This window comes from Flavobacterium sp., assembly GCF_036782315.1.
Taxonomy (GTDB): Bacteria; Bacteroidota; Bacteroidia; order Flavobacteriales; family Flavobacteriaceae; genus Flavobacterium.
In genome coordinates, this window is sequence record NZ_DAIPZK010000003.1 from 150111 (window position 1) to 171108 (window position 20998).

At 33.4% G+C, this 20998-nt stretch carries 15 protein-coding genes and 1 tRNA gene; 7 read left to right on the plus strand and 9 right to left on the minus strand.

The features are described 5' to 3' along the window. Nucleotide 1 precedes the first annotated feature (1 nt). The 4 genes from V7P59_RS04345 to V7P59_RS04360 all read right to left on the minus strand — a co-directional run bounded on the left by V7P59_RS04345 (nucleotide 2) and on the right by V7P59_RS04360 (nucleotide 5558). On the minus strand, nucleotides 2–2284 hold the full coding sequence (locus V7P59_RS04345; RefSeq protein ID WP_333808941.1) for a glycoside hydrolase family 65 protein: 2283 nt from the start codon (nucleotides 2282–2284) through the stop codon (nucleotides 2–4). 45 nt (nucleotides 2285–2329) lie between these two features. Continuing rightward, nucleotides 2330–2980 (minus strand): beta-phosphoglucomutase, encoded by a 651-nt coding sequence (gene pgmB / locus V7P59_RS04350; protein ID WP_333808942.1) that lies wholly within the window; start codon nucleotides 2978–2980, stop codon nucleotides 2330–2332. Between the two features lie 3 nt (nucleotides 2981–2983). Continuing rightward, nucleotides 2984–4330 (minus strand): MFS transporter, encoded by a 1347-nt coding sequence (locus V7P59_RS04355; RefSeq protein WP_333808943.1) that lies wholly within the window; start codon nucleotides 4328–4330, stop codon nucleotides 2984–2986. Between the two features lie 205 nt (nucleotides 4331–4535). Next, complete coding sequence (locus V7P59_RS04360; RefSeq protein WP_333808944.1) at nucleotides 4536–5558, minus strand: LacI family DNA-binding transcriptional regulator; 1023 nt, start codon at nucleotides 5556–5558, stop codon at nucleotides 4536–4538. Nucleotides 5559–5782: 224 nt separating this feature from the next. Between V7P59_RS04360 and V7P59_RS04365 the strand changes: the two genes are divergently transcribed. Genes V7P59_RS04365 through V7P59_RS04380 form a run of 4 tightly spaced genes read left to right on the plus strand, consistent with a single transcriptional unit; the run spans nucleotide 5783 to nucleotide 14425 of the window. After that, nucleotides 5783–8848, plus strand: coding sequence for a SusC/RagA family TonB-linked outer membrane protein (locus tag V7P59_RS04365; RefSeq protein WP_333808945.1), 3066 nt, complete (start codon nucleotides 5783–5785; stop codon nucleotides 8846–8848). A 10-nt stretch (nucleotides 8849–8858) separates the two neighbouring features. Next, nucleotides 8859–10409, plus strand: coding sequence for a RagB/SusD family nutrient uptake outer membrane protein (locus tag V7P59_RS04370; protein WP_333808946.1), 1551 nt, complete (start codon nucleotides 8859–8861; stop codon nucleotides 10407–10409). Nucleotides 10410–10429: 20 nt separating this feature from the next. Next, nucleotides 10430–11485: a SusE domain-containing protein gene (locus V7P59_RS04375; RefSeq protein ID WP_333808947.1), complete on the plus strand. Its 1056-nt coding sequence runs from the start codon at nucleotides 10430–10432 to the stop codon at nucleotides 11483–11485. 51 nt (nucleotides 11486–11536) lie between these two features. Then, on the plus strand, nucleotides 11537–14425 hold the full coding sequence (locus tag V7P59_RS04380; RefSeq protein WP_333808948.1) for an alpha-amylase family glycosyl hydrolase: 2889 nt from the start codon (nucleotides 11537–11539) through the stop codon (nucleotides 14423–14425). A 101-nt stretch (nucleotides 14426–14526) separates the two neighbouring features. On the opposite strand, the gene V7P59_RS04385 is transcribed toward V7P59_RS04380, so the two are convergent. The 3 genes from V7P59_RS04385 to rplU form a co-directional block, all read right to left on the minus strand. Continuing rightward, nucleotides 14527–14608 (minus strand) — tRNA-Leu (locus V7P59_RS04385). Nucleotides 14609–14733: 125 nt separating this feature from the next. Further along, nucleotides 14734–14994, minus strand: a complete 261-nt coding sequence (gene rpmA / locus V7P59_RS04390; RefSeq protein WP_073582069.1) for a 50S ribosomal protein L27 — start codon at nucleotides 14992–14994, stop codon at nucleotides 14734–14736. A gap of 19 nt (nucleotides 14995–15013) precedes the next feature. Beyond that, nucleotides 15014–15433, minus strand: coding sequence for a 50S ribosomal protein L21 (gene rplU / locus V7P59_RS04395; RefSeq protein WP_333808949.1), 420 nt, complete (start codon nucleotides 15431–15433; stop codon nucleotides 15014–15016). Between the two features lie 189 nt (nucleotides 15434–15622). Here rplU and V7P59_RS04400 point away from each other — a divergent pair, with 189 nt between their 5' ends. Both V7P59_RS04400 and V7P59_RS04405 read left to right on the plus strand, forming a co-directional pair. Then, on the plus strand, nucleotides 15623–16948 hold the full coding sequence (locus tag V7P59_RS04400; RefSeq protein WP_333808950.1) for a M16 family metallopeptidase: 1326 nt from the start codon (nucleotides 15623–15625) through the stop codon (nucleotides 16946–16948). A gap of 12 nt (nucleotides 16949–16960) precedes the next feature. Continuing rightward, the gene (locus V7P59_RS04405; RefSeq protein WP_333808951.1) at nucleotides 16961–19012 is read left to right on the plus strand and encodes a M16 family metallopeptidase; all 2052 of its coding nucleotides are present in this window, start codon (nucleotides 16961–16963) and stop codon (nucleotides 19010–19012) included. A gap of 47 nt (nucleotides 19013–19059) precedes the next feature. Here the strand turns inward: V7P59_RS04405 and V7P59_RS04410 are convergent, their stop codons facing one another. Then, a complete protein-coding gene (locus V7P59_RS04410; RefSeq protein ID WP_333808952.1) occupies nucleotides 19060–19929 on the minus strand; it encodes a DMT family transporter in 870 nt (289 codons plus the stop codon). Between the two features lie 110 nt (nucleotides 19930–20039). On the opposite strand from V7P59_RS04410, the gene V7P59_RS04415 reads away from it, so the two are divergent. Then, nucleotides 20040–20408 carry a heavy-metal-associated domain-containing protein gene (locus V7P59_RS04415; protein ID WP_333808953.1) on the plus strand — a complete coding sequence of 123 codons (369 nt, stop codon included), beginning with the start codon at nucleotides 20040–20042 and terminating at the stop codon, nucleotides 20406–20408. Between the two features lie 32 nt (nucleotides 20409–20440). On the opposite strand, the gene gldD is transcribed toward V7P59_RS04415, so the two are convergent. Next, nucleotides 20441–20998: a gliding motility lipoprotein GldD gene (gene gldD / locus V7P59_RS04420; protein ID WP_333808954.1), complete on the minus strand. Its 558-nt coding sequence runs from the start codon at nucleotides 20996–20998 to the stop codon at nucleotides 20441–20443.

A 20998-nucleotide genomic window follows, 5' to 3' on the forward strand; every position in this document is an offset into this window, starting at 1 on the left:
ACTATTTAATTAATTGCGATTCTCCGTTTACAAAAACATCCACATCTGAATTTCCTTCAATAGAAACGTTAGTTCCTTCTTGTTTTACTTCTACTTTTACAATGGCGTTTCTAAAATTCACTTTGAAGGAATAGCCTTTCCATTGTGCTGGAATTTTTGGTTCAAAATGCAATTGGTTATTTCTAACGCGCATTCCACCAAAACCTTCAACGATACTCATCCAAGTTCCCGCCATTGAAGTAATGTGTAAACCTTCTTCCACTTCTTTGTTGTAATCGTCTAAGTCCAAACGTGAAGTTCTTAAATAAAAGGTGTACGCTTGTTCCATTCTACCCAAAACTGCCGCTTGAATCGAGTGTACACATGGTGAAAGTGAACTTTCGTGAACCGTAAATGGTTCGTAAAAATCGAAATGTTTCTCTAATTGTTCTTTGGTAAAATGATCTTCGAAGAAATAGAATCCTTGTAACGTATCCGCTTGTTTGATGTAAGGCGAACGTAAAATTCGATCCCAAGACCATTTTTGATTGATTGGTCGTTGCGATTTATCTAAATCTGCTACTGTAATTAATTCTTTATCTAAGAAACCATCTTGTTGTAAATATACGCCATGTTCTTCTGAATAAGGGAAATACATATTATCTGCCACTTTTTTCATTGCTGAAATTTCGGCTTGTGATAATTTCACTTTATTCATGATTCGGGTATAATCCGATGGATATTCGTTTTCAATTTTATTGATTTGCTCAACAGTGTAATCAATACACCATTTTGCTATGTAATTTGTGTACCAATTGTTATTTACGTTGTTTTCGTATTCATTTGGTCCCGTAACACCAAGAATTACATATTGATTCCTGTACGTTGAGAAAGTAGCTCTTTGATGCCAAAAACGCGCAATTCCGATTAAAACTTCTAAGCCTTTTTCTGGAATATAAGAATAATCGCCAGTGAAACGATAGTAGTTGTAAATAGCGAAAGCGATGGCGCCATTTCTGTGAATTTCCTCGAAAGTAATTTCCCATTCGTTATGACATTCTTCTCCGTTCATAGTTACCATTGGATACAGAGCAGCTCCATTTTTGAAACCTAATTTTTCTGCATTTTCGATGGCTTTATCCAATTGGTTGTATCGATAAGCTAAAAGATTTCTAGCTACTTGTTGGTCTTTGGTAGCCATATAAAAAGGAATACAATAGGCTTCGGTATCCCAATAAGTAGAACCACCGTATTTTTCACCTGTAAATCCTTTTGGACCAATGTTTAATCTGGAATCTTTTCCTAAATAGGTTTGATTCAATTGGAAAATATTGAAACGAATTCCTTGTTGGGCTTTTACATCACCATCAATTGTAATATCGCTCATTTCCCAAATTTTAGCCCAAGCTTGTTTTTGGTTTTCAGTTAATTGAGCAATGCCAATTTCTAATGCTTTTGCAATGCTTTTTTTAGCAGCTAAAATCGTGTCCTCATGATTCATTGAAACGGTGTAACCACCAATTTTTTGAATGGTAGTCGACTGCCCTTTTGTAACTGCAACTTGATAGCAAAACTGAATCTTTTCTTTCGTTTCTTCAACACTCACTGGAGCTACACTCAAATTAGAACCTTCTAACAAAATACTATTTTGCATAAAAGTTGTAGCTGTAAAATGTGTTTTAAAGGTTCTTGCTGTTACGAAAGCTTCGTTTCCTGAATGCTTTACGCTTATTGGTTCCCAAAATTTTTCTTCCCAATTGGCATCTTCGTTATGAACTCCAGCATCCACATAAGGCTTGAAAACAATTTTTGCATCCGAATTCAAAGCGGTGATTTCGTAGTTGATAACCCCAACTTCATCCAAATCTAAAGACAAGAAACGTTTTGCTTTTACAGCGATTTCAATTCCGTTTGCTAAAGTTGCATTAAAAGAACGATAATAAATACCTTCTTTCATGTTCAATTCACGACGGAAATTAGAAACCGACTGACATTTAGCTAAATCTAAATTTTCGCCATTAATTTCGATGTCAATTCCAGTCCAGTTGGGAGCATTTAATACTTTAGCGAAATATTCAGGATAACCGTTTTTCCACCAACCTACTTTTGTTTTATCGGGATAATAAATTCCGGCAATGTAACTTCCTTGAAATGTTTTGCCCGAATAGTGTTCTTCAAAATTAGCGCGTTGCCCCATAGCACCGTTCCCAATACTAAATAAACTTTCAGAAGATTTAACTCGCTCTGCATCAAATCCTTCTTCAATAATCGACCAATTGTCGGGTTGTATATAATCTTGATTCATTTTTGTAATATGTCAATTTTGTTAATGTGTCAATTAGTCAATTTCTTAACCAATTAATTGTGATAAAAAGGCTTCATCAATAAAAGTAAAATCTTTAAAATTGTATTTTGCTTCATGTAAGACGGTGGCATCACCTATTCCTACGCTTATCATGTTGGCAATGTTTGCCGCTTGAATTCCCGCTACTGAATCTTCAAAAACGATAGCGTTTTCATTTAAAACTCCAACCAATTGAGCTGCTCTTAAAAAAACTTCTGGATCAGGTTTTGCGTTGGAAACGTCATTCCCGTCAACAATAGCATCGAAAAAGTGCATGATATTGGTTTTTTGTAAAATAGGTCGCGCGTTTTTACTTGCCGAACCCAAAGCAATGAATTGGTTTTTACTTTTCAGATATTCCAATACTTTTAGTACACCTGGAAGAATTTCGCTTTCGTCCATGTCTACTAAATAGGAAAGGTATTCTTCATTTTTTTGAACCAACCATTGGTTTTTATCTTCTTGGGAAGCTTGAACATTTCCCAATTCTAAAATAATGTCTAACGAACGAACACGGCTTACACCTTTTAAACCTTCGTTATGTTCGTGCGTAAATTCGATTCCTAATTGGTTGGCCAACTTTTGCCAAGCTAAAAAATGATATTTAGCCGTGTCAACAATTACGCCGTCAAGGTCGAATATGAATGCTTTTTTCATGGTCTAAATATCTTTTTGATCTTTAACTTTTAATACCAAAAGGGCAGCCAATAGGAAACTTACACCGCTCATAACAATAGCATAAATAGCATGATCGTTATAAACGTATTTCACTAAAGGACCACCAATCAATGCATTGATAATTTGTGGAATTACAATAAAGAAGTTGAAAATTCCCATGTAAACACCCATTTTTTTAGGTTGAATGGAGCCCGCCAAAATAGCGTAAGGCATAGCCAAAATACTTGCCCAAGCAAATCCTACTAAAACCATTGAGAATATTAAAACCTCTTTGTTAGGCATAAAATACATCGAGATTAATCCGATTCCACCTAAAACTAAAGAAAGTGCGTGTGTTTTTCTTCGTCCAATTTGTTTTGCGATGTAAGGCAACGCAAATGCTACTACAGCAGAAACTGCATTATAAACTCCGAAAATAATTCCTACCCAATCTCCAGCAGATTGAAATTCTGGACTTTTAGTATCGCCTACTGATAACCCATAAATGTGTTGGGCAATTGCCGGAGTTGTAAAAACCCACATACCAAATAATCCAAACCATGAAAAGAATTGCACCCAACTCAGTTGACGCATCGTTTCTGGCATTTTAGTAAAATCCGAAAAAACATCTGAAAGTTTGGCTTCTTTGGTTTCACCAATAGCTTCTTTGTGTTCTTTCTCGTCTCTAAATTGTTCTAATTCTTCAGGAGAATATTCTTTAGTTGTAAAAATGGTAACTAAAATGGAAGCGACTAAAATTACAGCTCCAATGATAAAAGAATAAATTAAGTTTAATGGAACAGCAGAAGTTTCCGAAGGTTGGTTACTAATTCCAAACCAATTGGTTAAAACATATGGCAACCATGATCCTACAACGGCTCCTATTCCAATTAATGCGGTTTGAACGCTGAAACCTAATGTATGCTGGTCAGCTCTCAAATTATCTCCTACCAAAGCACGGAACGGCTCCATAGCAATGTTAAAAGAAGCATCCATAATCATTAACATTCCGGCACCTACCCAAAGAGCAGGCATGAAGGCAATGAAAATTTCGGCTTGTGGCATTAAAATTAAACCCACAGATGCCAAAAGAGCTCCTGCTAAGAAATAAGGTTTTCTTCTACCAAATTTAGACCAAGTATTATCACTATAATGTCCGATTATCGGTTGCACAATTAATCCCATTAAAGGAGCAATTATCCAAAACCATGATAATTCATGCACATCGGCACCAAAAAGTTGAAGAATTCTACTTGCGTTAGCATTTTGTAGGGCAAAACCCATTTGGATTCCCAAAAAACCGAAACTCATGTTCCAAATTTCCCAGAAACCTAATTTACGCTTTTCCATTATCGTAATTTATTGATTAATAAATCGATAAGCGTTCTATGTGCTTATCAAAACTTATGTTTTTAGAAGTGAACTTACAAGCTTTGATTTCACAAATATAAAAGGTTATTTTCAATAAATAATCGCTTTTTGTCAAATATTTTTTATTCGAATAGTGTAAATTAAATTTTTAATTAATTGATTTTCAACAAATTAAAATCAACTATCACGATTTCGTAGATTCTCGAATTATTAGATTAGTTTCAATAATTTCGGTTTTGTAATGTTCGTCTTCTTCATCTTCTAATTCCAATCTTTTGATTAGCATTTCGGCAGCTTTTCTACCCATTTTAATCCCATTTTGACTAATAGTGGTAATGGTTGGCGTGGAATATTTTGAGATAATTCCATCCGTAAAAGCAACAACCGATAAATCATCTGGAATTTTGATCCCTTTAGACATCGCTAATTTTATTGCTGTAACAGCAAATAACTCATTAACGGCCAAAATTGCATCAATGGTTTGATTTTCTAATAATTCATTAATTTTTTCATCACAATGTTCGGTATCTTCAATTCGAATAATAAGACTTTCATCTACTTCGATTCCATGATCGTGCAAAACATTTAAATAACCATCTGTTCTAAGCTTTCCAACACTTACATAATCAACCGTAGTGAGTAATGCAATTTTTTTAAGTCCTTTTGAAATTAAGAAATTAGTTGCTTCATACGCGGCTAATTGATCGTCAATAATTACTTTATCACATAGAATATCATTGGAAATTCTATCAAAAAGTACCACAGGCATTCCTTGGTTAATTACCTCTTGAAGATGGTGAAAATCTTTCTTTTGTTGGGTCTCTTTTGATAACGACATGATAAAACCATCGGTACTACCATTGGCCAACATTTCCATATTAATAACTTCTTTATCGAAAGATTCGTCTGATAAACATACGATTACATTATAGCCACATTCATTTGCCACTTGTTCAATACCACTGATTACAGTTGCAAAAAAGTGATGAACAATTTCAGGAATAATAATACCAATTGTTTTAGTTTTTTTATTCTTTAAACTTAATGCGATATTATTGGGTTTGTAATTATAAAGCTTTGCAAATGCTTGTACTTTCAATCTTGTGTCTTCACTAATTTCGGGGCTGTCACGTAGTGATTTTGAAACTGTAGAAATGGAAACATCTAACTCTTTCGCAATTTGCTTTAGCGTAACTTTTCTTCTCATAAGAATTTTAGTCGTTTATAATTTTTTAATAAATGTAACTTATTTTTTTGGGTATTGCAATATTATGTTAAAAAACGACTGATATTAATAAAGTTTTCAACACGAAAACGTTTTCGAAAGGCTTTTCGTAAAAGTTGGTTTTTTTATCTGCAATTTTTACATAAATTTAACATTAGAAGTGAATTTATAAGCAATTAAAAAACAATCTAATCTAAACAATTTGTATGAAAACACTGCAAAAAAAGTTATTACTTTTGCTACTGATTTTACCATTTGGTTTACTGGCGCAAAACACTCTCAAAGGAGTAGTTTTGGATGGTTCTTTAAAACAACCATTGCCAGGAGTAAATGTATTAGTAGCGGGTACAACAAATGGAACAACTACCGATTTTGACGGAAATTTCACTTTAAACAATGTCAAAAAGGGCGACAAAATTTTATTTTCTTATATAGGCTTCAAGGATGAATCCATAATATATGATAATCAAAAAACCATTACAGTCACTTTACAAGAAGATCAAAAAGAATTAAAAGATGTTGTTGTAATTGGGTATGGTACAACAACAAAAAAAGATGCTACTGGGTCTTTACAATCTATTACTTCAAAAGATTTTAATAAAGGTGCAATTGTTTCAGCTGACCAATTACTTACAGGAAAAGCTCCTGGCGTAAGAATCACTAACAACGGGGGGCAACCAGATTCAGCTCCAAATATTAGAATTAGAGGTGGAGCTTCTTTAAATGCCAACAGTAGTCCATTAATTGTTATTGACGGAATCCCTGTCGACAATACAACTCCTGCAGGCGTTAGTAATCCATTAAATTTAATTAACCCAAATGACATTGAAAGTTTTACAATTCTTAAAGATGCCTCGGCTACAGCAATATATGGATCTCGAGCTTCTAATGGAGTTATAATAATTACTACTAAAAAAGGAACAAGTGGCACTCCTGAATTCAACTACTCCTCCAATATTACGATAGGTAAAGTTGGCAAAAAAATTGATGTAATGAGTGGAAACCAGTTTACCAATTTTATTCAAACTTATCATCCAACCTTAACTAACTTGTTAGGTGTTGATGATCCATCTACAACTGCTACAGATGATTTAAGCACACCTGAAATTGAAGGTAGAATTCTTTCTAACACTGATTGGCAAGATGCTATATACAGAACTGCTATATCAACAGATCACAGTTTTAGTGCAAAAGCTAATTTATATGGTAAAATTCCGTTTAGAGCTTCTATTGGATATACTAATAATCAAGGTTTAGTTAAAACTAATGATTATGAAAGATTAAGTTATTCATTAAAAATGACTCCTTCGCTTTTTAGCAATCACTTAAAAATTGATGCTAACGCCAAAGGAATCTTTACAAATAAAAATGCAATTGATGAAGGTGGAGCTTTAGGTGGAGCAATTAATATGGACCCTACAAAACCTATTCATGATAATTCTTCAACAAATAGATTTGGAGGATATTATCAAGATTTGGTTCCGGGAACAAACACGATTAGTGGTCAATATAATCCAGTTGCTTTATTGATGCAAAGAACAAGACCAGAGAGAGCGGTTCGTTTTCTTGGAAATATGGAATTTGATTACAAAATGCATTTCTTACCAGAATTAAGAGCTGTTGTCAATTTAGGGCTTGATGCTTCTCAAGCAAACATAAGAGAAACTTTTGGAGACAATGCATTAGCAACATACCGTGTTATTAATTCAGGTGCAGATTATGTTTTCAATCCGGGTAAAAATTATCTAGAAAACCAAACTATGACAAATACAACTCTTGATTCTTATTTAGCATATTCTAAAAACTTAAATGGATTCTTGAAAAAATTTGATATTCAAGGGGGATATTCTTATCAAAATTTTAAAAATGATGGTAATAAAGAAATCTATCGTTATAATGAAAACACTGGTATAAGAGAAATCCAACCTAACGATAACAATCCAAATAACCGATATTACAACGTATTGAATTTACAATCTTTCTTTGGAAGAACAAATTTTGATTTAAATAATAAATATCTTGTAACGTTATCATTAAGAGCAGATGGATCTTCTTTATTCAGAGAAGAGAATAGATGGGGATACTTTCCATCAGCTGCTTTTGCATGGAAGCTTAAAGAAGAAGGGTTTATGAAAAACATAAACTACATAAACGATTTCAAAATAAGATTAGGATACGGTAAAACGGGACAACAAGACATAACAGGAAATGTTGGTTTTTATCCTTCTACTCCATTATTTACAATAGGTAATAATAACAGTCAATATTTAGAAAATTCAAATCTTTACTCTGCTTTAGCATTTAATAAAGATTTGACTTGGGAAAAAACCACCACTTATAACATAGGATTTGATTTTGATTTATTTAAAAACAATTTTATTTCGGGTAGTTTTGATATTTACAAAAGAAAAACAGATGATTTATTAGCTCGAGTTCCACTTCCTCCAGGACAAGGATTATCAGACAGTTTCATCAAAAATGTAGGAAGTACAGAAGGTAAAGGATTTGAATTAGGCATAAATTTTAAATTAATTCAAAATGACAACTTTACATTTAATATTCCAACAAATATCGCATACACATATTCAAAAGTAACTAATCTAGGTGGTCTCGAAAGAATATCTGCCGGAGGTGGGCTTCCAACAGGAACTAACGTTAATATTGCAACTCATGCTGTGGGATTTCAACCCTATTCTTTTTGGGTTTTTCAACAGTTATATGATGAAAATGGAAATGCAATTCCTGGTGCCTTTGTAGATAGAAATGCTGACGGTGTTATAACTAATGATGACAGATATTATAAAGCTGTAATTCCAAATTGGACATTTGGTTTTGGTATAAACTTTACCTATAAAAAATGGGATTTTAGTTCTAATTTTAGAGGACAATTAGGAGGTCAAATTTACAATGCAAGAAAATTAACTTCAGGATGGGTTAACAGATCTATTCCAACAAACTCTAGTAGTTTATCAAATGTTTTAGATTTTTATGACGGTGCTGCAGATATACAATTCCAAAATTACAACGGAAATGCTACTTTCTCAGATTATTTTTTAGAAGACGCTACTTTTTTACGTTGTGAAAACATAGTTTTAGGATACCGTTTCAACAAATTCTATAAAAACTCTTCTATGAGAGTATATGGAGCTGTAAACAACCCATTTATTTTAACAAAATACACAGGACAAGATCCTGAAAACTTTGGTGCTATCGATAATAATTTTTATCCGAGACCTACCAGTTTCACATTTGGTTTAAACTTTGATTTTTAATAAAAAAGATATGAAAAGAATTAAATTATTTGTTTTAAGTATACTATTACTTGCTTCGCTATCTGCTTGTACCGATGACTTAAATACAGAGCCAAGAGTAGAATTGTCCTTAGAACAATTGCTACAACAAGACCCTAATGCAATTACAGGTATTATGTCAAAATTATATGGTTCATTTGCCCTTTCAGGTCCAAATGGACCAGGAAGTTCTGATATAAGTGATGATCCTGGAGAATCTCCCTTTTTGAGAGGAATTATCAATCTTCAAGAATTTACAGCAGATGGAATGAAAAATCGTTGGGGAGATAATGGATTAGACCAGTTAACCACTACTTCAAATTGGGATGAGAACAACAAGTTCTTTAGATACCTATATAATCGAGTATATTACACTGTACCACAATGTAATAACCTATTGGTTGTATTAAACAATGTTGACGTTCCAAACAAAGAGTCGGTAATTAGTGAAGTTCGTTTCTTACGTTCACTAGCATATTACTATATGATTGATTGTTTTGGGAAAGGAGTTTTAGTTACTGAGGAAAACGTTGGTCAGTCTGCTCCACTTCCAGAAGCTTCAAGACAACAATTATTTGATTTTGTAGAATCAGAATTATTAGCAATTGAAAATTCTATTGCTACTTCTAACGATTATGGAAGAGCAAACAAAGCTGTAGTAAGAATGTTATTAGCTAAACTTTATTTAAACGCTGAAGTTTATACCGGTACAGCTCGCTATACAGAAGCTTTAACTTATACTAAAAAAGTAATTGATGAAGGTGGTTATACACTTGCTACAAACTTTGTAAGCAACTTCTCTGGTGATAACAACACTTCTCCAGAAATTATTTATCCCTTAATTGCTGATGCTTTAGTTAGTCAAAGTTATGGTAATACAACATATATTGTTAATGGAAGCATGAATAGCGCTACAATGAACACTATTCCTTTTGGAAATCCTGGCGGAAATGATGCATGGGGTGGACATAGAGCAACTAAAGCATGGTATGGCCTTTTTGGAAATCTTAATACTTCAACTGATGACAGAGCGCAATTATTTTGGACCTCAGGACATCAGTATGAAATGTCAGATTACAGAGAATGGACAAATGGTTATCCCTCAATTAAATTTAGAAATAGTAATTATTTTTCTGCTTCCACTCCAACAGTATTCTCAGGAACTGATTTTCCTTTATTTCGTTTAGCAGACGCTTACTTGATGTATGCAGAATGCGTTGTAAGAGGTGGAACAGGCGGAACACTTAATCAAGCCGTTAATTATGTAAACGCTGTAAGAACTCGTTCAAATGCAACAACAATAACTCCTGGACAATTAACGTTAGATTTTTTAATTGACGAAAGAGCAAGAGAACTAAACTTAGAGGGTCATAGAAGAAGCGATTTAATTCGTTTCGGAAAATTTACTGGAGGATCTTATTTGTGGCCTTGGAAAGGTAATGTTCAAAACGGAACTGCGATTCCAAATACATACAATTTATTTCCTATCCCTTTGACCGCTTTGCAAGCTAATCCAAACTTAACACAAAATCCTGGTTATTAACATAAAAAAATTGTAACAACATGAAAAATTTATTAAAAATATCAACTTTAACGTTATTACTTTTTGCAAGTGTTTCTTGTGAAAATGACGATCAAACAATAGCTACTCCAAGTGGGGGACCGCAGTTATTGACACCGCTAGACGGAAGTTCATATGTTTTACTCCCTCAAAATGCCACAAATGAAGCCACAACCTTAGTTTGGAACCATGCTGATTACAGTGTACAAACAGAAATAAACTATGAAGTAGAGGTAGCACTTTCTGGAACCGATTTTGAAACAATTGTTTCTGCGGGAAGTACAACTAATCGTTTTATAGTTTGGACAGTTGAAGCATTAAATGGCGTTGCATTACAAGCAGGGTTAATTCCTTATGTTGCTGGTGATTTAGATGTAAGAATAAAATCTTCTTTAGGCTCCAATAATGATTTACCAAATTATTCTAATGTAATTACAATAACTGTTACTCCTTTTACAACAGATTTACCAAAACTTGCAGTACCTGGTAATCATCAAGGTTGGAGCCCTGGAACAGCTCCAAGAATTGCAGCTTCTGGTTTTGGTCAAACAGATTATGAAGGGTATGTATGGCTTGATGGCGAATTTAAATTTGTTGCGCCAAATGGATCGGGTGTATTTGAATGGGGAAATACTGACTGGGGAGATAATGGAGATTTTTCAGGTATTCTAGCTGAAACTGGAGAGTCAAATTGTTCTGCTGTAACAGGTTATTACCGTGTAAGAGCTAATACAACAACTTTAACTTATACAACAACAGCGGTTAGTTGGGGTATAATTGGTTCTGCAACACCAACAGGATGGGATTCAGACACTGACTTAATATATAACCCAACCACTAAAAAATTAGAAATTGCTAGTATTGCTTTAGTGCCAGGTGCATTCAAATTTAGAGGAAACAATGCATGGAGCAATGGTTTCGATTTAGGAACAGTTAATGCTGATGGTTATCTAGTTGATGGTGGAGATTTAACATTCTCTGGCCCTGCTGGAAATTATAAAGTAATCTTAGATTTATCAAATCCTAGAAGATATACTTACGAGTTAATTGCTCTTTAATTTAAATTTACAAAGGGCTGCTTCTATGGCAGCCCTTTTCAAATTATAGCTATGAAAAAAATATTATTTACACTACTAACTTTATGCTCTATCTCTTTTGCAAATGCACAAGTGACAATAACCCCCAGCAGCTTTAATGTTACAGACCAAATTACAATTACCGTTTCCACTGCAGTTCAGTCTTGTAATTTAATTGGAACAAGCCCAACAAAAGTGTACATGCATGCAGGAATTGGAGACGACAGTAATGCATTTGGTTTTTCAGTAAAAGGAAATTGGGGACAAGACGATGGAATTGGTTTAATGACTAATAACGGAAACGGAACATGGAGTATAACTTTAACTCCAAGCACTTATTTTGGTTTAAACGCTACACAACAAGCCAATGCAACAAAACTAGGAATGGTTTTTAGAAATGCTAATGGAAGCCAAACTTTAAAACTACCTCCATCTTGCGGTGATTTTATCTTTAATGTAGGTACTTTTCAAGTCAACTTAATAGCACCGGCAAATAATAGCGCTACAATCATAAATTCAGGTGGTAATCTAAACATTGTTGCCACCAATACTGGAGGAAATGCATCCTATAACCTAAAAGCAAACGGAACTATCATTAATACAAATACAACTTCTAATTATTCTTTTAGTCATACCAATATCACTACTAACACAAGTTATGAATTAGAAGCTACATTAGGTGCTACTACAATTATCAGAAGATTTAATGTTGTTGTAAATCCAGGAAATACATCTCAAGCCATTCCTGTTGGTTTGGTAAATGGAATTAACTATAATTCCACTGATAATACTAAAGCCACTTTAGTTTTGGAAGCTCCTGGAAAAGACTTTGTTTATGTAGCGGGTAATTTTAACAATTATATTCCAAATAGCAGTTATGCTATGAAGAAAGACCCAACAACAGGAAAATTTTGGTTAGAACTTACTGGACTTACTCCTGGAGCTAATAACACTTACCAATATTGGGTAGTAGACCAAACTCCTCTTGCAAATTCCCCTGCATTAGTAAAAGTGGCAGACCCATGTTCAACTATAGTTTTGTCTCCATACGATGACCCTGGAATTTCAAGTACTAATTTTCCTGGTTTACCACCCTATCCTACTGGACAAGAACGTGAAGTAACTTGGTTTAAAACAGGAGCAACTCCATATAATTGGCAAGTAACTAACTTTACAAAACCAAACAAAGATAAACTGGTAGTTTATGAATTGTTAGTACGCGATTTTGATACGAATAGAAGTTATCAAAACATTATTGATAGAATTCAATATTTCAAAAACTTAGGAATTAATGCAATTGAATTAATGCCAGTAATGGAATTTGAAGGAAATGAAAGTTGGGGATATAATACAGCTTTTCACATGGCATTAGATAAATTCTATGGTACACCTGAAAAATTCAAAGAACTAGTAGACGTATGTCATCAAAATGGCATTGCTGTTATTCTTGATATTGCTTTTAATCATGCATTTGGAAGAAATCCAATGGTTAGAATGTGGATGAACGACCCTGATGGAGATGGATGGGGAAGTCCTGCAACAGACAATCCTTATTTCAATACTACTGCAAAACACAGCTATAGTGTAGGTGAAGATTTCAATCACGCTTCTATCCTAACTAGAAATTATGTTAAACAAACCATTAAGCATTGGATAACAGAGTATAAAATTGATGGATTTAGATGGGATTTAACCAAAGGATTTACTCAAAACTGTAATGCGGGAGACGATGCTTGTACCAATGCATACCAGCAAGATCGTGTGGATGTACTAAAAGAATATGCCGATTACTCATGGAGTTTAGATAACGACCATTATGTAATTTTTGAACATTTAGGAACCGATACTGAAGAACAACAATGGGCAAATTACAGACTTGGAGAAGGTAAAGGCATTATGATGTGGGGAGAAATGTATACGCAATACAAAGAACTTGCAATGGGATTCTCAACACAGAACATTTCAAGAATGGGACATACTAGCAGAGGATTTTCAGGTAAAAGATTATTAGGCTATCCCGAAAGTCATGATAAAGATAGAATGATGTATGAAGCCGTAACCTATGGTAATGGTGGAGGAACTGCCCCTGTAAATGGCAACCTAACCAATGCTTTAGCTAGAATGGGAGCTTTAGGCGCTATGAGTATTTTAGTACCAGGTCCAAAAATGATTTGGCACTTTGCTGAATTAGGAAATAATCAATCTATTTATACTTGTACTAACGGAACAATTAACGATGAAACCGCAGCGTTACCAGGAGATTGCAAACTAGACACCAAAGAGCAAGTTCAATGGACACAAAATTGGTTAGCGGATTCAAGAAGAACAGCCATTTTAAATGAATGGTCAAGATTGATTAATATCAAAACTTCAGAGCCTGTATTTAGTTCTGATTTCACAATTAGTCCTGACGGAAGTAATATACGTCAAAGATTATATGTTTATAATAATGCTTATCCAACTACCCAGTTACGTAATGTAGTTGTTATTGCTAACTTTTCTGTAGGAAACCAAAATATAAACCCTAATTTCCCTACTGATGTGTACACATATCCTATGACATGGTATAATTTAATGGACAATACTCCCATAACCATAACTAGCCCAACAGCTACTATTGCGTTAACTCCAGGGCAATTTAGAGTTTATGGAAACAGACCTTCAACTTTATCATCTAATAATTTAGAAGTGATAAAAAATGAAGTAGCCATTTATCCTAACCCTACAAAAAATGGTTTTGCACTTTCAGAAGATGCAAATCTAGTAGAGATTTACTCTATAACAGGACAATTAATTAAATCATTCTCAAATGTCATATCTAATCAACAATTAGACATTGAAACGTTAGAAAATGGCATGTATTTAATAAAAATAACAGATATTAATGGTATAAGCCAAGCAAAAAAACTAATCAAAGAATAAATTTATAGTTAGTTAAGAAAAGCCGATTGAATTATTCAATCGGCTTTTTTAATGCTATAATCTCAAAATAAAAAAGCCCTAACTTCCGTTAGAGCTTTAAGTGCGGGTAAAAGGACTCGAACCTTCACACCTTGCGGCACCAGATCCTAAGTCTGGCGTGTCTACCAATTTCACCATACCCGCGTATGATTTATTGTGGGTGCAAATATAAGTAATTGCATTAAATATGCAAACACAAACCACATTTATTTTAATAAAAAAACCTCTCAAATCGAGAGGTTTTATATTGTGCTTGCTAAATAAAATTATTAAGCTTCAAAAGGAATTACAGATACATACGATTTGTTTTCTCCTTTTTTCTGGAATTTTACAACTCCATCAACTTTAGCATGTAAAGTATGATCTTTACCCATGTAAACGTTTTCACCTGGGTTGTGCTTCGAACCTCTTTGTCTAACAATGATGTTTCCAGCAATAGCAGCTTGACCACCATAAATCTTAACGCCTAAACGTTTCGATTCTGATTCTCTACCATTCTTCGAACTACCGACACCTTTCTTGTGAGCCATGACGTAATATTTTTAAATGTTATTCTTCAGTTTTAGGTTTTTTTGTTGCTTTAGCTTTTGGTTTAACTTCTTCAGCAACCTCTGCTACTTCAACATCAGCTTTTTTAGTTGCTTTTTTCTTAGCTCCTGTTGCTGAAATCCCCTCAATTAAAATTTGAGTGAATGATTGTCTGTGACCGTTTTTCTTTTTGTAACCTTTTCTTCTTTTCTTTTTGAAAACGATTACTTTATCACCTTTTAAGTGTTGTAACACTTTGGCTTCTACTGAAGCACCTTCTACAGCTGGGGCGCCTAAAGTTACTGTTCCGTTTTCATCTAATAAAAGAACTTTATCAAAAGAAACTTTAGCTCCTTCTTCTGAAGCTAAACGGTGAACATAAACCTTTTGGTCTTTGCTTACTTTGAATTGTTGCCCTGCTATCTCTACGATTGCGTACATAACAATGATTTTAGTTAAAAAATTTAAGGTTGCAAATATACAATAATTTCTAAACCAAACAACTATACATCCAATAAAAAAACTAAAAAATGCATTTTCAATAAATTTTATATAAAAAATCATTATGTAATTGTAACATAATCGCGAAATTGCGTCTAATTAGAATTATATCAAACAAATTAATAACGTATGAAAAAAACTTTAATGGCTTTGGGTACTGCACTAGTGCTTGGCGGAACTGCCACGGCTCAAAAAGTAACATTTGAGGAATTTGATTTAGACAATGGTTTACATGTTGTGCTTCATCAAGATAATTCAGCACCAGTGGTGATTACATCTGTAATGTATCACGTAGGAGCAAAAGACGAACAACCAAACCGCACAGGTTTTGCTCACTTTTTTGAACATCTTTTATTTGAAGGAACTAAAAACATCGGGCGTGGTGATTGGTTTAAGTTAGTAACTGCGAATGGCGGTAACAATAATGCCAATACTACTGACGACAGAACGTATTACTATGAAGTTTTCCCATCTAACAACCTAGAGTTGGCTATTTGGATGGAATCTGAAAGATTAATGCATCCTGTAATTAACCAAATTGGAGTTGATACGCAAAATGAAGTAGTTAAAGAAGAAAAAAGATTACGTGTTGACAACCAACCTTACGGGAATTTGATTAAAGCAGTTAAGGAAAATATGTTTAAAGTGCATCCTTATCGCTGGACAACTATTGGCGAAATGGAACATTTAGACGCTGCTACTTTAGAGGAATTCTTGGCGTTTAATAAAAAATTCTATGTGCCTAACAATGCGGTTTTAGTAATCGCTGGACAATTCGATAAAGCTCAAGCAAAAGAATGGGTGAAAAAATATTTTAGTCCTATTCCTAAAGGAGCTCCTGTAACACGTCAAAAATACGAGGAAGCACCAATTACAAAAGAATTCAAAGCAACTTGGCAAGATCCAAACATTCAAATTCCAATGTTAGTAGCTTCGTACAGAACTCCATCAATGAAAACTCGTGATGCTCGAGTATTAGACATGATTTCAACATATCTTTCTGATGGAAAAAGTTCTAAATTATACAAGAAAATTGTGGATGACAAAAAAATGGCTTTACAAATTGGAGCTTTTAACTATAGTCAAGAGGATTATGGGATGTATTTAATCTATGGTTTACCAATGGGTCAAAACACAACAGAATCTATCTTAAAAGAAATTGATGAGGAAATAGTAAAAATTCAAAACGAATTAATTTCGGAAAAAGATTTCCAAAAGCTTCAAAACAAATTTGAAAGTAATTATGTAAGCAGCAATTCTTCTGTTGAAGGTATTGCAGACAACTTAGCTACTTATTATATGTTATATGGCGATATTAATTTAATTAACACTGAAATTGATATTTATCGTTCTATCACAAGAGAAGAAATTAGAGACGTTGCAAAAAAATATCTAAATTCAAACCAAAGAATGATTTTAGATTATGTTCCTGCTAAAGACAAAGCGCAAAACTAAGATTTGAAGAATATGAAAAAATTTATATACATAGCAGCCAGTTTATTTTTAACAATAACAATGCAAGCACAAGATAGACCTCAACCAAAACCAGGGCCAGCACCTAGTATAAACATTAACAAACCACAGCGATTTGTTCTAAAAAATGGTTTGAAAGTTTTAGTGGTTGAAAATCACAAGTTGCCACGAGTTTCTTTTAATTTAACATTAGACAATCCCCCTTATGCTGAAGGAAACAAAAAAGGAGTTTCTGATATTTTAAGTGGAATGTTAGGAAACGGGACTGAGAAAATTAATAAAGATGCATTTAATGAAGAAATCGATTTCTTAGGAGCTGATATTAATTTTTATGCCTCTGGCGCTTCTGCAAACGGGCTTTCTAGATATTCTAAAAGAATCTTAGAATTAATGGCTGATGGAGCTTTAAATCCATTATTTGACCAAAAAGAGTTCGAAAAAGAAAAAGAGAAAATCATTGAAGGTTTAAAAGCAGACGAAAAAAGCGTAGCAGCTATTGCCAGAAGAGTTGAAAATGTTTTAGTTTTTGGTAAAGAACACTACAAAGGAGAATTTACTAGTGAAGAAACTTTAAAGAATGTTACTTTAGACGATGTTGTGATGAACTATAACACGTATTTCGTTCCTTCAAATGCTTACCTTGTAATTGTGGGTGATGTAAACTTTAAAGAAGTTAAAAAAGAAGTAGAAAGATTATTTGGTTCTTGGAAAAAAGCTACTGCTCCTCAATTAACGTATTCTAATCCAAAAGACGTTCAATACAGTCAAATTAACTTTATTGATACACCAAACGCAGTACAATCAGAAATTGCGTTAGTAAACTTGTCAAACTTAAAAATGACAGATAAAGAATATTTTTCGGTTTTACTTGCTAACCAAATTTTAGGTGGTGGTGGTGAAGGAAGATTATTCTTAAACTTACGTGAAAAACATGGTTGGACGTACGGCGCTTACTCTTCTATCGGTGCTGGAAAATACATCAATAAATTCCGTTCTAGCGCTTCTGTTAGAAATACTGTTACAGACAGTGCTGTTGTAGAATTTTTTAATGAGTTAAAAAGAATCAAAACAGAATTAGTTTCTGAAGAAGATTTAAGAAATGCAAAAGCAAAATATGTTGGTAACTTCGTAATGCAAATTGAAAAACCATCAACTATTGCAGGTTACGCTTTAAACAAAGAAACACAAGGTTTACCTGAAGATTTCTACGAAAACTACATTAAAAATATCAATGCAGTAACGGCTGAAGATATCAAAAATGCAGCTAATAAATATTTCTTATCTGATAAAACAAGAGTAGTTATCGTTGGAAAAGCAGCAGATGTTTTACCTGGTTTAGAAGGGATGAGCAAAAGAGAAAAATTACCAATTTTCTACTTTGATAAATATGGTAATCCAACAGATAAACCAGAAGTTAAAAAACCAATCCCAGCTGGTGTAACTGCTCAAACCGTTTTAAACAACTACATTAATGTTATCGGTGGAGAAAAAGCTGTTAAAAACGTAAAAACGTTAGCAGTAATGTCAGCCGGAACTGTTCAAGGAACACCTTTAGAATTAGTAGTAAAAACAGCTCCTAAAAAATTAGGCGTTGAAATGAAGGCTATGGGAATGGTAATGATGAAACAAGTTGTTAACGAAAAAGAAGCTTACATGGTACAACAAGGTCAAAGAAAAGATTTCAAAGACCAAGATTTGAAAGACATGCAAGATATGGCTGGTAATTTTAAAGAATTATCTTTATTAACAGACAAAGATGTTACTTTAACAGGAATAGAAAACATCAATGGAGCAGATGCATATGCTATTAAAAAAGGAAAATCGACTTATTTCTATGATGTAAAAACTGGATTTAAAGTAGCTGAAGTAAAAGACGTTGAGCAAGGCGGTCAAAAAATGACACAAACTACTTACTACCAAGATTACAAAGACGTAAAAGGATTAAAATTCCCATACAAAACCATCATGAATGTTGGTATCGAAATCGAATTAATTACAACTGAAGTTAAAATTAACGAAGGTGTAACCGATGCTGATTTCAAATAATAAACAAAACATGAATCTGAAAAGCGCTCGAGAAATTGGGCGCTTTTTTATTTTTTGCTTGAAAAATATACTCCAACTAAAACAATCAAAGCGCCTAATAATTGAATTATAGATAGTGTTTCATCCATAAATAAATAACCCAAAATAAAAGCAACTACTGGAATAATATAAGTTACTGATGAAGCAAAAACAGGCGATGAAAGTTGAATTAATTTAAAGAACAAAATATTCGAAAATCCTGTCCCAACGATTCCTAAAACAGCAATAAAACCTAATGAGGTTTGTACCTTTGTTTCGTGAATGATATCAAAAAAACCTGTAAAGTATAAAACGATTAAAGCGGGAAAAAACATGATTAAAAAGTTACCAGTACTAATGGTTAACGGTTTTAAATCAGATAAGTATTTTTTAATTAAATTAACATTGACACCATAAAAAATGGAAGCAATTACAATTAAGATGGCATAATAATAATTCTCGGTAGTATTTTCTCCGTCGCCAAATAAAACCAGTAAAGCACAACCTATAAATCCAATAATTACTCCGAAAACTTGACTTCTTTGTACACTCATCCCAAAAAAGAGCAAACCTACTAACAAGGTATTTAACGGAGTTAACGAATTTAAAATCGAACTAATAGATCCATCAATTTTTGAAAGTGCAAAAGCAAATAAAAATGCAGGAATAAAGGTTCCACATAAAGCAGTTAACGCAATGTATTTCCACTTGTATGATGGAATTTGAGGAATTTGTTTAAACCCTACAACAATCAAAAACATCGCGGCAAAAATTATTCGCAAACTCCCCAATTGAATCGAATTCACACCTTTTAAACCCAATTGCATTAAGATGAAAGAACTTCCCCATACACAGCCTAAAAAGCCTAATAAATACCATTTTGTTGAATTGTTTTCCATAGCGCCATTTTATGTGTCAAAATTCAGGCTTTATTTTGAAAATAGCACTATGAATTTTTGTAATTTTGCAATGTCTTTATTGTGAGACAAATAATTTAACATTTACAGATATGAAAAATTTTAAAAATATTGGTTTAGCACTTATAATGACGCTTTCATTAGCAAGTTGCAAACAAGAAAACAAAGAAGTTGCAGTGGAAGAAACTAAAAAAGAAGCGGTTTCTGAAGCAGATTTAGCCAAAATGCAAACGGCAAGTTTTACTATCGAAGGAATGACTTGTGCAATGGGTTGTGCAAAAACAATAGAAAACAAATTAGCAGCACAAGAAGGTGTTGGACAAGCGGTTGTTGATTTTGATACTAAAATTGCAACTGTCAAATTCGACGCAGAAAAACAATCATTAGAATCGTTAATCAAAACTATTGAAGCTGTTGCCGGTGGTGATTCTTATAAAGTAACGGAATCGAAAAAAATGTAATAAAAAACGCCCTGAGATAATCAGGGCGTTTTTTATTTCCACTCTAACGTTTCCATAATTCTTCGCATATCTTCTTTCAGATATTGTGCGGCAGGTAAAATGGAATCAAAATTAGGTTTTGCGTAAAAATAAACACTTCCTACAATAAAGTTTTTTGTACTATCTGTAGCGTAAAATTGTGCATTAGTTGCAGCATTTCCACCTACTTCATAAAACATTCCATACACTTTTTTCTTTCCATTTATAAAAGGTTGTTCGGTAATATCGTCTGCTTTTACCACATGGTCGTATGTGAGTTTTTGAGCATCACGCAGTAATTTATCGATATCATTGTTTACTGGCTTATAAGTTAGATAAATAGTTGCTTTCATCTTTGGATAATTAATCTCAAAAGCACAGGACTTATCTTTGATTAAAGCTAAATTGTTTTTCTCAAAAGTGAATGAGCAATTGGAATTTAATTTAGAGTATTTCGCTTTAGGATATTCCAAACTCAATTGCCCTTTTGGTTTTGGCAAGGTTTCATCTCCACAAGAAATCAAACTTAAAAACAAACCCAAACAACTCCATTTTACTATATTTTGTATCAT